This window comes from Bacteroides nordii (assembly GCF_019930665.1).
Classification (GTDB): Bacteria; Bacteroidota; Bacteroidia; order Bacteroidales; family Bacteroidaceae; genus Bacteroides; species Bacteroides nordii.
On record NZ_CP082886.1, the window covers coordinates 1,869,322 to 1,885,764 of the forward strand.

Consider the following 16,443-nt stretch of genomic DNA (forward strand, 5'->3'; position numbering starts at 1 on the left):
GTGTCTTTATTCTTTTTTTAGCCACTCCCAACGTTTGCCCCAATCTTCCATAACAGCATTTCTCCATTTGTAGATAGTTTGTGCACCTTGATAATTTTTCCAGAAATACTCGGAAGCACTTTTATCAGTAAACCATTTATTGCCTACAATATAATCAGTATCGCGTATTCTTCCCGGCCAAATGTTTTCTACAGTAATCTCTCCTTCCTGGTTGGGAAATTCAGGAATATTGGAAGTAATTGTATAAGGCAATGTTCCAAGATAATAGGTAGAGTGGCGGACTACATAGTCACCATTGCCAATGTGATAGCCACCCCATTTCTGCTTACCAATAGTTAAAGTTATACAGGCTGAATCAATAGGAATATCATTTCTGACTGGTCCTGCCACATGAAACTCTATGATGGAATACACTTGTACCGTGTCTTTGGCCGTAACCGGACGATAAAAGACGGAACGGGGGCTATGCGTACACAGGTCAAAACTACCACCCCATGATTCTTTAGCGGGGTTGTCAGGATCACCGTCCATCATGTATAGTAATGCAGGTGTATCACCCAATTTGGGGTTACCTTTATAATAGTGTGCAAAATCTTTTCCTAAATATCCGGCATCTTTTATATATGTATCATAATACAAAGCATTGTATTGATCGTTGATTTTACTTTGATAAATAAATCCCCGGTAAGAAGCGTTATTTTCAATAAACCATAAATCGGGGAAATTCTGTACGATGTAGGTATAACTATTTATACTCCATTTCTTGTTGGGACCTCCAATCCAATAAATACGAATTTTACTTTGAATATCAGGTGCATCATGGAGAGCTTGGGCTACGTCCTCCAATCCTCCCCAAACGAGTATATATAAAGGGCGTTTGTTTTCACGACGGGCGCATTGCACAATCCAGTCCGAACCTTCGGTTGCAGAAGCAAAGCCGCAGTATGGAGCAGATCCTCTTCGGCCTTGTTTAGTAATAGAGCGGAGGTAAGCGGGAGAGGATAGCCCCTGGATATGTTTCTCCAACGTTGGTAGATCTTTCTCATAAAGGTCTATCATCCGAAGAATTTCTTTTTTGTCTCCATTTCCGAAAGATGGGGAAGAAATAAGACCTTCTGTATCAAATTCATTGTTATACATCAGGAAATGAGCTACTGACTGGTTGTCGTCAGGATCAGTTCCTCCGATATCAGAACTGATAAGAATACGGGGCTTTTGCGGTACAGTCTGTTGAGCTACCAGATTTGTGGCCATTATTAATAGAAGAAGAGACAAGACTAATTTTTCTCTCATGTTAGAAATGTTTTTTGTTAGACTTTACAAATATAATATATTAAGATCGCTTTTTATTTCATTTTTTCTCAGATTTCAAAATCTTTTCAGTTTCTCTTCTCATCTTTGTATCATAATTAAATATTCAAAGAAAAAAACAGTATAAAAAAAATGATTATGAAAAAGTTACTTCTTTTATTTGTGTGCCTGTTTACTATTCAATCTGTTGTAAGGGCAAATGATGATAAACCTATTAAGGTAGACCAGTTACCACAACCGGCTCAACAGTTTGTAAAATCGCACTTTGGCGACAGCAAGGTTGCTATGGCTAAAATGGAAACCGATTGGTTTGATAAGAGTTATGATGTCATTTTTACTGATGGCAATAAAGTAGAGTTTGATAAACAAGGAAATTGGAAAGAGGTGAATTGCAAGTACAGTGCTGTCCCTGTGAGTGTTATTCCTGCGGCTATTCGTAAGTATATCTCAGAGAACTATCCCGACGTTAAAGTGTTGAAGATAGAGCGTGACAAAAAAGAGTATGAAGTAAAGCTCTCTAATAAGTGGGAATTGAAGTTTGACCTGCAATTTAACCTGATTGATATTGATAATTAAAAAAGATAGAGAATAATGAAGACGAGATTTTATTCTATACTAATGGCGGTTGCCTGTATTATAGGTTTGCAAAGTTGTGATAATGATGATGATAACTTGAGAGTATCTCCCGAACTTCAGAAAGCATTCCTGGAGAAATATCCTGCTGCTACTCGCGTAGAATGGGAAACAAAAGCCGGTTATTATGTTGCCGATTTTTATGATAATGCCAGTGAAGCTTCTGCCTGGTTCACTCCGGCAGGTGTGTGGTGCATGACAGAAACGGATGTTTTGTATGTAGGTTTGCCCGAAGCTGTGAAAGCGGCGTTTGAACAGGGAGATTATAGCACTTGGACTGTTGACGACGTTGATAAGTTGGAACGCCGGGATATGGAAACAGTATATGTCATTGAAGTTGAGAAGAAACCACAGGAAATGGATTTGTACTATTCTGCTGAAGGGCTTTTGATAAAAGCGGTTGCAGATACGGATCATGATGACGACTATGAAAGTCATTTACCGATACAGGCTCCGGAAGCAATTCTTTCTTTCATTAACGATAAATATCCCGATGCCCGGCTGATAGAGATAGAAGTAGAACAGGGCGTGACAGAAGTGGAAATCGTTCACGAGGGGCGTTGTAAGGAGGTTCGGTTTGATAAAACGAACAATTGGATTTCTACTTCATGGGACATTCGCCGAAATGAACTCCCTGCTGTTGTGACACAAGCATTGGCAAACTCTGAATATAGTACGTATACTGTGGATGATGCCGAATATTATGAAGCACCACAAGGAGATTATTATCAGATTGAACTGGAACAAGGAGCGAAAGAGATAAAAGTGAAAATAGATACGACAGGGAAATTTATCTGATCTCTATTGGATTTAAAGTTATCATAACAACAATTATAACAGAAAGTGTCTGTTGAAGATCATCAATGTATGTAATAGTAAATAAGGCGTAAGTTACTGAATGACAACGTAATTAATAATGCATTCTTTATATTGTAAAAGTACGTATTTAAGTGTATCTTAAAAACGTACTTTTCTTGTATATAAGTACGTACTTTTATACTGGAGAAGTACGTACTTTTGCCAGGCTAAAAAAGTAGGGTACGACAAACTGTTAAGACAGTTAATGAGGAGGTGGAATGAAATAGAAATGGTTTATATAGTACTAAGAATATTTATTTTTTAGTACAAAAAGAAGGGATCTCTTTTGTTTTCTATATACCTTTTGTCAAGTCTTATAAACATTTCATTTGTTGCTCTACCATTATCTTTGCCATGGAAAACATAGTTCTTTATGAACGTTAATAAGAATAAATTTCTTAATATTGTCTCGTAAACAAGAAAGCCTCCATATGTCGCGTTAGCTTACTTCCTCTATTAATCTTTTAGATTATTCCTCGTATTAAGCACGACATATTTATTGAACCTAAGCCAGAGAGTATTTCGGGAGTTGGATCCCATTATCATGGTAGTAGCCGTTCAATATCGGAGACCTTCACTAAATAAAAATGTTATGGTACAAATTTATGGAATTGATTTGGGAATGTCAAGCTTTGACGTTAGTTTTTTGAGTGAATCGGGCAGTGTCCGTCATTTATCCGGTGTAAAGAACACGGTTCATGGGATCAGCAAGTTTCTTCTCTCCTTGCCTTCCTCTGCCGTTCTTTGTGCGGAACATACAGGCGTTTATGGGGACCTACTGCTTCGTCTGTGTACTTTAAACCGGACATGCCTGTGTTTTGTTCCGGGTTATCAGATAAAGCATAGTCTGGGGCTTCAGCGTGGTAAATCCGATCCTCTGGATGCCTGTCGTATCCGTGAATATGCCGAACGTTTTTATGACCTTCTCAGACCTTGTTTCTATCCTGGGGAAGAGATGTCTGAACTTCAGGAATTGTATCGTACACGCTCTCTGCTGGTGGACTCTCGTAAGCGCCTGGACACTTTAAACATAGGTGATAATTGTAAATCTTCTGTTTCCCTGGCGGCCGACCATGCACGGAGAGCTGTTCTTGCGGAGTTAAATACCCAAATATCCGGGCTTGACCATGAGATAGAAGCCCTCATACAAAACTCTTCCGAATTCAGCAGGAATTATCAGATTCTTACCTCCATTGTCGGTGTAGGACCTGTGACCAGTTGTGAGCTGATAATAAAGACAGAGAATTTTAGAAAATTAGACACGGCTAAAAAATGTGCTGCTTACGCAGGTATCGCTCCTTATCCCAAAGAATCGGGAAAGATGAAATGTGGACATAAAATATCGCCAATGGGTGACAAACAATTGAAAACACTGCTTTTCTTATGTGCACGTTCGGCAAAGGAGCATAATAAAGAAATAAGATTATACTTCCTAAAAAAGCATAAAGTGGAAAAGAAGCACTTTTTCGTAGCGATGAATAACATTGCCAATAAGTTATTGCGGCTGATTTACAGTCTGATTCAAAAGCAACAGACCTATGACAGGGATTATATACAAAGAGACCCGAGATGTGTTGTGATTTTAGATACAAATAAATGCTGAAAAAGGAACAAATGGACCGTTTAGGTAGTAAATATTCAAAACAAGTAGACGGTTTTATAATACATTGATAATTAATACATTATATGAGAGATTATTTTCTCGTAGAGAATCGACTCGTTTCTCTACGACAAACGCTTCGATTCTCTACGAGAAACGGGGCATTTATCACCGAGAAATAAATGAAACATCCATAAGATATAACAATTGGTATAGTTACGAAAGTAGAGTCAGTCATTAATTGTAATGAAAAAGAAAACATAGTGAAGAAAGGACATATCTTTCGTAGTTAACATTTATTAAAGCAATATTCTGCGGAAACATTTGGTTTTAATAGAGTATACGAGGAACGTCTCGTTTCTCGTAGAGTTTCGACCCGATCTTCGTAGAGTTTCGATACGTTTCTCGTAGAGAAAAATTACACCATGTTAACTTGTTTATAATCAGCTTATTAGTTGGATTAATTATTGTGCACTTTTATTACTATAAACTATCTGTATTTTACAAAAGAAAGTGTTTTTTTGGTGTTTTAAAATTATTACATAAGAGATATCCTCATACCTCTAATATTTATAAATTCTTAGCCTGTTTAAATTGTATCAAAACCGATCGGAAATGAGTAAAACCCACCACAGAGTAACACAGAGTTCCACAGAGTACTATTTATCTGATGAAACGCGGATTAACACAGATAAATACAGATTAAAAGACTGTATTTCTTTATCTTAGATTTGTTTCCCTTTGCGAAAATCTGCGTTCATCTGCGTTTCAATAAAGATTTAAACTCTGTGGAACTCCGTGTTACTCTGTGGTGAAATACACTCAAAACCATACAAAAATTCACAAGATTGTTTTATCTTTGTATCCATAGATAATTAAATTTTTGGAAATATGAATTTACTCATGAACATACTATGGCTTCTATTGGGAGGCATATTCACAGCTGTCGAATATCTGATAGCCAGTTTCTTGATGATGATAACTATTATTGGTATTCCTTTCGGACTTCAGACCCTGAAGATGGCTTTGCTGGCATTATATCCATTTGGAAAGGAGGTGAGGAGTTGCCCAGATTCGGGTGGTTGTCTCAGTATATTAATGAATATTCTCTGGATATTTTTAGGAGGTATCTGGATAAGCCTTTCACATCTGGTATTCGGGGTGTTGCTGAGTATCACAATTATCGGATTGCCTTTCGGTATACAACACTTTAAGCTGGCTGGACTTGCATTAACGCCGTTTGGGAAGGAAATTGTAGATAAGAGATAATGTTTTGCAAAACCTGATCTATTTCAAGATAGTTTTTTTGAAACGCAGGATAAACACAGGTTATCGCAGATTAAATCTGATTTTTGCGATAATCTGTGTTTTAATGCTAAGTTGATTTGCTTCTACAATATTTCTTATATAGAACGGAATAGGTTTCTATTTTTTGAGAACTTCTATTATTTTAGGCATCATTGTCCAGATCGTATTTTCATCCTGCGCAGTATAGAAGTTTCCATCAATTTCTGATTTCTCATCTGTAGCTGTTCCATTTTGTATAGCTGGTTTTGCCAGAGGATGTACTGCTATTTTTTTACCGTTAGTGATTCCTGTAAAATCAAACATCATTGCGGCAGCACAGTGTCCAATCATTAGCTTTCCTTTGTTTCCGAAAGTTTTAATCACTTCCATTAAATCAAGATTATATTGCTTGTCTGCATTGTCCTTAAATACCGGAATTGCATCTCCACAGGCGAATACCAATGCGTCATATTCATCCTCATGTCCTTTCAGATTACTTATCACATCGTCTGTAAGTAAAGTTATGCCTGAATTGGTTTTAATCTCTTTCGTTTCTGCCACTGCATACACTTTGTATGAAATATGATTCTCAAAAAATGCTTCCAAATACTGGAATAAACCAAATCCGTTGACCGGATTTACTGCTAAAACTGCAACTTTCTTTGCCATAACATTAATTATAAAGTGAAACAATAGTTATTTTTAGTAAGTTTATTACTTTTGTACCGCAAAGATAGATTTACTGATTCATATAAACAAGAACGTACCTCAGGATAAGGGACTTACATAGAAGTAACTATTGTTGAGCATCAGTGGAATAGAATAAATAAAAAAATGGAAAATTTTCATCCTACAGGAAATTGCCCCGTACGGGATGTGTTGAGCAGATTAGGTGATAAATGGTCAATGCTCGTGTTAATCACATTAAATGCAAATGGAGTGATGCGTTTCAGTGATATTCATAAAACGATTGAGGATGTATCTCAACGTATGCTTACTGTAACTCTTCGTACACTTGAAGCTGACGGATTGGTGGCAAGAAAGATATATGCCGAAGTACCTCCACGGGTGGAATATTGTTTAACCAAGACAGGACATAGCCTGATTCCTCATATTGAAGCTTTGGTAGGTTGGGCGTTGGAGAACATGCCTGTCATTTTGAAAAACAGAGAAACTAAATCATAAAACAACTATTATGAAAACAGAAAAAGAAAAAATGCTGTCAGGAGAAATATATGATTTTACTGATACATAACTGATTACCCGTTGGCACAAAGCAAAACAACTGCAAAGAGAATATGCTACAACTGACACAACAGATCAGGAGAAATTGGATGCTATTTTAAATGAATTACTTGGTTCACATGGAAAGAATGTGTGGATCACCGCTCCTTTTTTTGTAGATTATGGTGAGAATATTCATTTAGGGAATAATGTTGAAATAAATATGAATTGTGTTTTCCTCGATTGTAACCGTATTACCATCGGTGATAATTGTGGTATTGCTCCGGGAGTGCATATTTATACTGTATTTCATCCGGTAAATCCGATGGAGAGGCTTTCTGAAAACAGTGCTTACTGGAATTCTTTGACGGCTCCTGTCACTCTGGGCAATAATGTCTGGATTGGCGGTGGTTCTATTATATTGCCTGGGGTGACTATCGGTGATAATACTACCATCGGAGCTGGTAGTGTGGTGACTAAAGATATTCCGGCTAATTGTCTTGCAGTGGGGAATCCTTGCCGCGTAGTAAGACAATTATAGGATACATCTGTTTTATAATGTAATAATTTCCAGATCATCGGGTACAAATATATTACCTTTAAATAGCCTGGAAGCTTCCCGGCTATATTTATGTTTCCGTTCTTTTATGTTTTCGTCTTCTGTATGATAGAGCAATAGATTTTTTACATTTAATTCTTCTGCCAATCTTCCGGCATCAAGTGCTGTACTGTGATGTTTTTCATATGGTTTGAATCTTTCTTTGTCTGCATAAAGACAAAACGCTTCACAAAGCAACCAATCGCAATGTGCTACATATCTGTGGCTTTTTTCGTTGTAAGGTTCGTCACCCAGACAGACCAATGTTTTTTGGTTGGGTAGGATAGCCTGAAACCCAAATTGTTTCATCTTAGTGGAAGCAATATCGAAAAAAGAGAGTTTTATATTGGCGATTTCTGCTTTGTCTCCATCCTTAACTTCCTGTATAAGAATCCGTTTGCCAATGGGAAGCATTATTTTCTGTGGGAGAGTCAGACGGCAAATAGTAAGCAATGTTTCTTTCACTTCATCGTGGCAATAGATAGTCAAAGTGCCCTCATACTTACCATTGTTTATCATCATTGCTATATTGCGTACCATCCACACCATACCCAATAAGTGATCAGTATGAGCATGAGTGATGAACATATGATGAATGTCAGTACAAGCAATATTTGCTTTTTTAAGTTGAGTGAAGATGCCGTTGCCACCACCGGCATCTACTAAAAAGTACTCTTTTCCTGATTTTAGAGCGAAACAGGTATTATAGCATTCTATTGCCATTGCATTTCCTGTACCCAGCATTATGAGTTGAGTCATTGTATTACTATCTTTTCATTTGTTTTCGTGTTGCAAAGATAGTATTTATTCAGATTTTTGCGGCAATTTTTCCTTTCTACCGGAATGTTATGGTGTGTTCTTACTCTTTTATTGCTACGCGCTGAAATTGATCTTCAATATAAATTGTAGCCTGATTACTGCTGAATTTGAGCAATATATATTCCGGATCTTTCACTCCTTGCGGGAAGAATTTGATAAACCAACTCTGCCAGTATTATCCGGAATGCTTGTTTATTTTTCCGGTCGTTGTCTTTTTGTTTTTGATTGTGCACTATCTGTTTTTGTAGAATCATTCTTTTGAATTTCTTCCTGCTTCTTCTCCATTTTTCTTTTTAGATTACGAAGCTTCCACTTGTTCCAGAAGAAAAGTTCATTCCATTTACTGAAATCTTTCTTATACATAATGCCGACTCCCTGGGTAGTCAGATTGGTTTTAGTATAATAGCGATCATTCGTTTCATTATATGCTTTCAATCGTACTTCTCCCGAACGGGTCAGTAACCATTCTGCTTCAAAGTCTCCCACAAAGTTGGTATTAGCCATTGGATTATCTCTATATCCAAAATTCCCATTGATAATCAGTCGGTTATTGAGCAATTGACCCGAAAGGATTCCTTCCACTTCCATATCTGTCCAGCCTTTCTCACCGGTACTGAGATTGGTTCCGATGTTCCAGTTGTTATTATCGATAATCTGTGAGAGTACATTGTTCAGTTGGCCGGATAGAGTAGAAGATAATACAGAGGACATCATGTCAGAGCTCTGCCGGTTACCTGTATTATTTTCCATGTAAAACTTACCAATACCTAACAGATAGAGTATCTGCATATTCATTTGTTCATCTGTGCTGATATAATTGCGTACCAGGGCCTGTACTTCATCACGTTCGTTGGGAAGCTCAATACCTAATTTAATAGAGGGGCGCAACAGGATGCCAGTAAGATTCATCATACAGTTTACACGGACATTGGGTTGTTGCACAACCACAGATGCATCTGGTATCAAGTCATTTAATGAGGCTGAGGGTACAGTGTAAGAGGCCTGTATATCCAATGTGGCATTAAGTGGCGGTCCATTGAAGGTAATAGTACTTCCGTCTTTGATAATAAAGTCCTTACGTATTACTTCCTGAAGGCTGAATTTATAGATACCCTGTTGAATGTGGTAGTTACCGAACATTTTCACATCTCCTTTATTATAGAACTCTACACGAATATTACCTGAACCCCGTCCACTGATATAATCACCGGCAACAGGATCCATAACAATTTTCATTGTAGCATCCGGTGTGGCATCTACTAATATGTTGAGACGGATGTCTGTCTGTGAATTTTTCTCTTCTTCTTTCTGTTGGGCTTGTTCATAGAATGAAATGATCTGTATCGAATCCTGTATGCTACGTCGTGGGGTTTTGTCTACAAACTTAATAAATTGATTACTGGTGGCCGAGGCAACAGTTCCTGTACTATATGTAAAGTTCGTATTCCGGTTGGTAGTCATTGCTATGTTCGCATCGAGCCCGTCTTGTGCATTACCTGCGAGCAGAGCGTTTCCAGTGGCATATACTGTACCATAGAAGGGGAAATCCGGAGATTCCTGTGTGTTCATTACCAGCATATTGTTGACCTGAATGTCGAATTGATACTTTATATTCTTGAAATGTTCGTAATGGAGATATCCATTCATTCTTCCCTGATGCCCTTCCATATCTGAAATATGGATGTGATCGAATGTGATTCCTTCCGGTGCCAGACGTATCGTGTCTTTTATGGCAAACGAGGTATTAAGTATATCAAATTTCATTGAGGCATCTGTCATTACGGCACCATCGAGATTTAATCCTTTGAATTTACCGTAAAAATGTACTTTTCCTGTAGCTCTTCCTTTAATATCCTGAGCTATAGACCGCATATAATGTTCCAGAAACTTAATATTCAGGTTTTCGGCATCAATGTTTAGATCAAGTCCGCTGGTAGGTTTGATCGGGTAGATGAACCCATCTACGTGAACTTTGGAAATATCTTTTTCTTGGATATGGGCATCCAGATAAATACCTTTCTTCTCATTGTCCCAAGCTCCATAAATATCTAAATCACCTAATAACCCTTTGTTCAATGTGAAACTACGGATAGACAGGCGCGTGTTGAGCACCGGCTTCTTCAGTATTCCACTGGCATAAGCCATACCGGTGGCATCTCCTTCAAAATTAACATCGTCTGAAATGCGTGCAATATCAAAAACATAACCGATATTGATATCTTTCAGATTAACTTTTACTGTATCCGCCGGATTGTCGGATACGCGTCCGTTGATTCGGATATAACGGTCCTGATGACTAAAATAGAAATCGTTAACATCAATTTTACCGGAATCCACCACTACTTGCGAAGGATGTACTTCCCAGATGGTATCATTTAAGATAACATCTGTCGGTTTTATGTCTACAATTGCTTTGAGCAAGGGTTTGTCTCCTTCTGTACGTAAGAATTGTGCTGCGGCAGCCAGTTGGCCGCTATATGTAACGGCAGCATTATTTCCCCAATTGATGGTAGTGTTTACAAGATCATCTTTAGCCTGTGCTTCCAGAGATAGGTTTACAGCTCCCTTCTTTTTTTGATTTGTAAAACGAACCCTGACTCTAAACTGGTCGGCAGGGTTCTCGCAAAGTAACAATCCCGATTCTAAGAAATTGTTTTTGTATTGTAGGCGTGGGAAGTATCCTTCCACACGCAAGCGTTTCATTCGGTCATTGACATATCCGTTAATGGTGGAATGGGTGTAAACCTTTAATGGAATATCAAAAATGGTGGATAAGATATCTGTATTATATATATTAATGTCAAAACTGAAATTGTTATCTGTCTCTATCGTTTTTTTAGGAGGAAGAATGAGCGAGGGGATATAACTGCGCAAAATGCCCATTACGCTGGAGGGTAGTGTATGGTACATGAAACGTCCTTTTACATTAGCAGTCAGAAACTCTGAGTTTAGAGTTAGTTGATTAATACCTGTTTGTTGTGTGGCGGACAGATGCATATTTTTCATAAAGAAATTTTTCTCGGGAGCTGTGAATTGCAAACTATCGATGTCTATATTACCGATCATCTGATCGATAGAGCCTCCCTTGAAGTTTGCTTTTACTTTTACGGAGAATGTTGCATCTTCGTATTTGGGTGTCAGGTTTAGTTCGTGTGGACGGAAATTGCTAACTGAGGCTGAAAAGTCAAAAGTAGGTACTTTCTCAGTCAGATTAATATCACCATTGATCGCAATAGTAGCGTTTTCGTCATTTAATGCAGCTTTACCATTGAATCCACCACGTTTGTATTCACCATCAAGAGTGATATTTTCATATTTATAATTACTATATTCAATAGCAGCTACTAAACCTTTCAACACGATGGAAGGGCGCTGTTTTTCATAATGACTGCCTTGTACGTCGAGATTGAAGGTGATTTCTCCTAACTTTTCATTATTCAGTAATTTTCCCAGTTCAAAATCTTTTGTTTTAACGGAACCGGAATAAGCAAACAGCCCCTTTTCTTTGTTAGAACTGAGTTTCAAGTCGGTTTTTACAGAGCCTATGTCTGTATGGAACAGACCGTATGTAACGAGGTCTGTGAAGTATCCGGAAATCTCTCCGTGAAAGGATACATCTCCTAAGCGCTCGAGTACAGGAGGAACTCCATTATAGTTTTTACTTAAATTGCGTACTAAAAAGCCAATGCCGGCACTATTGGCCGAAAGATTAGACATCTTACCAAAGACGAAAGCGTCTTGTGGGTGTGACAAGTCTTGCAGGGAAACATCTCCTAACAGATGGAACTGCTTACCGGCTTTTATTTCAAGTTTAGAGCAATTCAATTGGTCTATTGTACCATTAACATCCATATCGAGTTCGATCTGCTCTTTAAAATTGGATAGTGCCGGAACAAACGGAGAAATATCCTTTAATGTGATGTGTGAAGGCAATGTGTGGAAAGAGAATCGTACATTATTGGTAAATTGTTTAAATGCTCCCAAGCTATCGTAATTCAGATGAATAGTATCCATCTTTAAGGAAGTATTGGGCAAATCGATAACAAAATTATCAATAGACATTTCTTTATCATTGGCTACTAACTTCAGACTTAATTTTTTAAGTTCAAATCCGGATTGTTCATCTACGCTCAGCCGCTTGATTGAAGCGTTCACAGAGTCATTTTGCAGCGCTTTCAACGAGATGTTGGCTATAATGTTCTGTAAACGTACATGCTTGGCATTAAACTTTCCCGGAGTCTTTTCTTCAGAAAGTACATCATATGCCAGTTTTCCACGACGAATTAATATGGAATTGATACGCAAGTCGATATTTTTCTCTTTCTTAACAGTATCTTTGGATGCAAATGCGTCAAGGACAAATTTGAAGTTAGGTGGTGAATCCGGAGTTTTTTTGTTTAGATTGATGTTGAAACCAAACAACTGTACACTACTAATAGTTATTTTTCCTTTGAAAAGAGGAAGTATCTCAAACTTGGCAGAAAGACGGGTGACCTTCAACATTTCCTTTCCTGACTGGTCGTCAAGTAATACATCGTCGATAATGATACGGTTCAGCAGTCCCATATCTATTCTTCCAATAGTTAATTCGGTACCCATTACACGGGAGAGTTCTTTGGCTACGAATACAGCAAACTTCTGCTGAACAAAAGGTATGTTCAACAAAAGAATGACCCCGATATATACTCCCAGTACAATACCGAGTACCCAGCGTACAGTCTTTTTCAGCGTTCTGATAAGCGGTTACTTTTATTTTGCGAACAAAAATATAAAATAGTTCGTTATGAATCGTACTTTTATCATTACTTTTGCACCGTTTAAACATCAAAAAAACTATGAGTACAATAATATTAGGAATTGAGTCCTCTTGTGATGATACGTCGGCAGCCGTTATCAAGGATGGTTATTTGCTGTCGAATGTGGTATCCAGCCAGGCTGTTCATGAAGCGTATGGGGGTGTAGTGCCTGAGCTTGCTTCGCGTGCACATCAGCAAAATATAGTTCCGGTGGTACATGAAGCATTAAAACGTGCAGGGGTGACCAAGGAGGAATTGAGTGCTGTAGCTTTTACGCGTGGTCCGGGATTAATGGGGTCATTACTTGTGGGAGTTTCGTTTGCAAAAGGTTTTGCCCGTTCTTTAAATATACCAATGGTTGATGTTAATCATCTGACAGGTCATGTGTTAGCCCATTTTATTAAAGTAGAGGGTGAAGAAATTCAGCAGCCTAGCTATCCTTTTCTTTGCTTGCTTGTGTCGGGTGGAAATTCGCAGATAGTATTGGTGAAGGCATATAATGATATGGAAATTCTGGGGCAGACTATTGATGATGCTGCCGGAGAAGCAATTGACAAATGCTCAAAGGTGATGGGGCTCGGATATCCGGGAGGACCAATTATTGATAAATTAGCACGCCAGGGAAATCCGAAAGCATTTACTTTTAGTAAACCGCATATACCGGGACTGGATTATAGTTTTAGTGGATTGAAGACTTCCTTCCTTTATTCACTTCGTGATTGGATGAAGGATGATCCTGATTTCATTGAACATCATAAGGTAGATCTTGCAGCTTCACTGGAAGCAACAATTGTAGATATTCTTATGGATAAACTTCGAAAAGCTGCCAAGCAGTATAAAATAAATGAGGTAGCTGTAGCTGGTGGAGTATCTGCCAATAACGGATTGCGTAACTCTTTCCGTGAACATGCCGAAAAATATGGCTGGAAAATATTCATTCCTAAATTCAGTTATACTACAGATAATGCCGCAATGATTGCTATTACAGGTTACTTCAAGTATCTGGATCAGGACTTTTGTTCAATCGAACTTCCGGCTTATTCGCGTGTTACTTTGTGATATAAAAGAGATTTGTATTGAAAGAGGTTTCTAATTACAATTATCTGATTGGTATAAGTATGTTTGCAGAGATTATTACAATAGGCGATGAACTACTGATAGGGCAGGTTGTCGATACAAATTCGGCCTGGATGGGGCGTGAGTTGAATAAAGTTGGCATTGAGGTGATTCGTGTTGTTTCTGTCCGTGATCGTGCGGATGAAATAACTGAGGCTGTAGACGATGCGATGAATAGGGCCGATATTGTATTGATGACTGGTGGATTGGGGCCTACGAAAGATGATATAACCAAACAGACGTTATGTGCTTATTTTGATACGGAGTTAGTGTTTAGTGAAGAGGTATTTGAAAATATCAAGCGTGTATTGGCAAGTAAGATACCGATGAATGCGTTAAATAAGAGCCAGGCAATGGTTCCGAAAGATTGCCTTGTGATAAATAACCGGGTAGGTAGTGCGTCCGTTAGTTGGTTTGAAAAAAATGGTAAGGTATTGGTATCTATGCCGGGTGTGCCTCAGGAAATGATTACTGTGATGAGCGAAGAGGTAATTCCTCGTTTGCGTCAGAAATTTGATACAGATGTTATTATACATAAGACTTTTACCGTAAAGAATTATCCTGAATCTGTCTTGGCAGAAAAACTTGAATCATGGGAAGAGGCTTTGCCTAAATCTATAAAATTGGCCTATTTGCCTAAACCCGGTATTATTCGGCTTCGGCTTACAGGGCGTGGAAGGGATAAAGAAGAGGTGCAATCTCAGATTTCCGTTGAAGGGTGTAAACTGAAGTATATTTTGGGAGATGCTGTTTTTGATGAAGAAGATACTCCACTTGAAATACTTATTGGAAATTTGCTAAGAGAGAAGAATTTGACCGTATCCACCGCAGAGAGTTGTACGGGAGGAAGCATTGCTGCTAAATTAACTTCCGTGCCTGGGAGTTCGGATTACTTTAAAGGAGGGATTGTTGCTTATTCTAATGAAATTAAGGAATCGTTGTTGGGGGTGTCGTCTGAAACGCTCAAAAAACAGGGGGCTGTCAGTGAAGAAACTGTGATTGAAATGGTAAAAGGTGCGATGAAAGCGTTGAAAACTGATTGCGCCGTTTCAACTTCAGGAATAGCCGGTCCTAGTGGAGGGACAAAAGAGAAACCGGTGGGGACCGTTTGGATTGCTGCTGCCTATAAAAATGAAATTCGAACAATGAAACAAGATACAGACCGTGGGAGAGAGATGAATGTCGAGAGAGCTGGGAATAATGCCTTTTTGTTACTTCTGGACCTTCTAAAATAAAGAAAAAGTGTACTGTATAACGAATTATTTTAAGAATTACTTGTTTTATATCTATAAAAGTGCTTACTTTGCGCTCTGTTTGAAATAAGTATAGATAAAAACTATAAAAATAAGATAGAAATGTCGAAGATTTGTCAAATTACCGGAAAGAAAGCCATGATTGGCAACAATGTTTCACACTCAAAGAGAAGAACAAAGAGAACCTTTGATTTGAACTTGTTTAACAAGAAGTTCTATTATGTAGAACAGGACTGCTGGATCAGCCTTAGCCTTTGTGCTGCTGGTTTGCGCATTATTAACAAAAAAGGATTGGATGCTGCACTGAACGATGCAGTTGCTAAAGGGTATTGTGATTGGAAAACCATTAAAGTGATTGGCTAAACGTAGAGGAGAAAACTGATTATGGCAAAGAAAGCAAAAGGTAATAGAGTACAGGTGATTCTGGAATGTACAGAACATAAAGATAGCGGTATGCCGGGAACATCTCGTTATATCACAACAAAAAATAGAAAGAATACTACAGAAAGACTTGAGTTGAAGAAATACAACCCTATTCTGAAGAGAGTAACAGTTCACAAGGAAATTAAATAATAAAAGATAGAGAATAACCCATGGCAAAGAAAACAGTAGCAAGTTTGCACGAAGGATCTAAAGAAGGTCGTTCTTATACTAAGGTTATCAAAATGGTTAAGTCTCCGAAAACTGGTGCTTACATTTTTGATGAACAGATGGTTCCTAACGAAAAGGTACAAGACTTTTTCAAGAAATAATAGATTGCGGTTGCCCTGCAATTAAAAAATCCTCTCATGTTGTTATTGGGGGGATTTTTTTTGTAGTTATAGATTTGTGAATCTTTATTTGTAATTCTATAAATAAAAAAGAGCTCTTCTGAACAGTTTGAAATGCTTTCTTGTTGTTGTTTGAAGTTTACTAAAACGTTGTGGAGTTTCAATTTTTTTGCCTCAC

15 protein-coding genes are annotated in these 16,443 nt (G+C 38.0%); 11 read left to right on the forward strand and 4 right to left on the reverse strand.

Annotation, left to right across the window (positions count from 1 at the left end; translation table 11 throughout):
• Positions 1 to 6: 6 nt before the first annotated feature.
• Positions 7 to 1,293 carry a nucleoside hydrolase-like domain-containing protein gene (locus K8P02_RS07210; RefSeq protein WP_002560143.1) on the reverse strand — a complete coding sequence of 429 codons (1,287 nt, stop codon included), beginning with the start codon at positions 1,291 to 1,293 and terminating at the stop codon, positions 7 to 9.
• Positions 1,294 to 1,449: 156 nt separating this feature from the next.
• On the opposite strand from K8P02_RS07210, the gene K8P02_RS07215 reads away from it, so the two are divergent.
• The 4 genes from K8P02_RS07215 (at position 1,450) to K8P02_RS07230 (ending at position 5,671) form a co-directional block, all read left to right on the forward strand.
• On the forward strand, positions 1,450 to 1,887 hold the full coding sequence (locus K8P02_RS07215; RefSeq protein ID WP_002560144.1) for a PepSY-like domain-containing protein: 438 nt from the start codon (positions 1,450 to 1,452) through the stop codon (positions 1,885 to 1,887).
• Between the two features lie 15 nt (positions 1,888 to 1,902).
• Positions 1,903 to 2,742, forward strand: coding sequence for a PepSY-like domain-containing protein (locus K8P02_RS07220; protein WP_002560145.1), 840 nt, complete (start codon positions 1,903 to 1,905; stop codon positions 2,740 to 2,742).
• 652 nt (positions 2,743 to 3,394) lie between these two features.
• On the forward strand, positions 3,395 to 4,405 hold the full coding sequence (locus K8P02_RS07225; protein ID WP_223382186.1) for an IS110 family RNA-guided transposase: 1,011 nt from the start codon (positions 3,395 to 3,397) through the stop codon (positions 4,403 to 4,405).
• 888 nt (positions 4,406 to 5,293) lie between these two features.
• The gene (locus K8P02_RS07230) at positions 5,294 to 5,671 is read left to right on the forward strand and encodes a YccF domain-containing protein (protein WP_002560146.1); all 378 of its coding nucleotides are present in this window, start codon (positions 5,294 to 5,296) and stop codon (positions 5,669 to 5,671) included.
• A 156-nt stretch (positions 5,672 to 5,827) separates the two neighbouring features.
• Here K8P02_RS07230 and K8P02_RS07235 read toward each other — a convergent pair whose 3' ends face one another.
• Positions 5,828 to 6,358 carry a DJ-1/PfpI family protein gene (locus tag K8P02_RS07235; protein WP_007485686.1) on the reverse strand — a complete coding sequence of 177 codons (531 nt, stop codon included), beginning with the start codon at positions 6,356 to 6,358 and terminating at the stop codon, positions 5,828 to 5,830.
• Positions 6,359 to 6,523: 165 nt separating this feature from the next.
• Here K8P02_RS07235 and K8P02_RS07240 point away from each other — a divergent pair, with 165 nt between their 5' ends.
• Entirely contained in the window at positions 6,524 to 6,874 is a 351-nt protein-coding gene (locus K8P02_RS07240; protein WP_002560148.1) for a winged helix-turn-helix transcriptional regulator, read from the forward strand.
• 70 nt (positions 6,875 to 6,944) lie between these two features.
• Positions 6,945 to 7,454: a sugar O-acetyltransferase gene (locus tag K8P02_RS21830; RefSeq protein ID WP_317197244.1), complete on the forward strand. Its 510-nt coding sequence runs from the start codon at positions 6,945 to 6,947 to the stop codon at positions 7,452 to 7,454.
• 12 nt (positions 7,455 to 7,466) lie between these two features.
• On the opposite strand, the gene K8P02_RS07250 is transcribed toward K8P02_RS21830, so the two are convergent.
• Positions 7,467 to 8,270, reverse strand: a complete 804-nt coding sequence (locus K8P02_RS07250; RefSeq protein WP_002560150.1) for an MBL fold metallo-hydrolase — start codon at positions 8,268 to 8,270, stop codon at positions 7,467 to 7,469.
• Positions 8,271 to 8,522: 252 nt separating this feature from the next.
• The gene (locus K8P02_RS07260; protein WP_002560151.1) at positions 8,523 to 12,929 is read right to left on the reverse strand and encodes a translocation/assembly module TamB domain-containing protein; all 4,407 of its coding nucleotides are present in this window, start codon (positions 12,927 to 12,929) and stop codon (positions 8,523 to 8,525) included.
• Between the two features lie 236 nt (positions 12,930 to 13,165).
• On the opposite strand from K8P02_RS07260, the gene tsaD reads away from it, so the two are divergent.
• The 5 genes from tsaD (at position 13,166) to K8P02_RS07285 (ending at position 16,247) form a co-directional block, all read left to right on the forward strand.
• Positions 13,166 to 14,185 carry a tRNA (adenosine(37)-N6)-threonylcarbamoyltransferase complex transferase subunit TsaD gene (gene tsaD / locus K8P02_RS07265; RefSeq protein WP_002560152.1) on the forward strand — a complete coding sequence of 340 codons (1,020 nt, stop codon included), beginning with the start codon at positions 13,166 to 13,168 and terminating at the stop codon, positions 14,183 to 14,185.
• A 59-nt stretch (positions 14,186 to 14,244) separates the two neighbouring features.
• On the forward strand, positions 14,245 to 15,477 hold the full coding sequence (locus K8P02_RS07270) for a competence/damage-inducible protein A (RefSeq protein ID WP_025868010.1): 1,233 nt from the start codon (positions 14,245 to 14,247) through the stop codon (positions 15,475 to 15,477).
• Between the two features lie 120 nt (positions 15,478 to 15,597).
• A complete protein-coding gene (gene rpmB, locus K8P02_RS07275) occupies positions 15,598 to 15,858 on the forward strand; it encodes a 50S ribosomal protein L28 (protein WP_002560154.1) in 261 nt (86 codons plus the stop codon).
• 21 nt (positions 15,859 to 15,879) lie between these two features.
• Positions 15,880 to 16,068: a 50S ribosomal protein L33 gene (rpmG, locus tag K8P02_RS07280; protein ID WP_002560155.1), complete on the forward strand. Its 189-nt coding sequence runs from the start codon at positions 15,880 to 15,882 to the stop codon at positions 16,066 to 16,068.
• A 20-nt stretch (positions 16,069 to 16,088) separates the two neighbouring features.
• A complete protein-coding gene (locus K8P02_RS07285) occupies positions 16,089 to 16,247 on the forward strand; it encodes a DUF4295 domain-containing protein (protein WP_002560156.1) in 159 nt (52 codons plus the stop codon).
• The last annotated feature ends 196 nt before the right edge of the window (positions 16,248 to 16,443 follow it).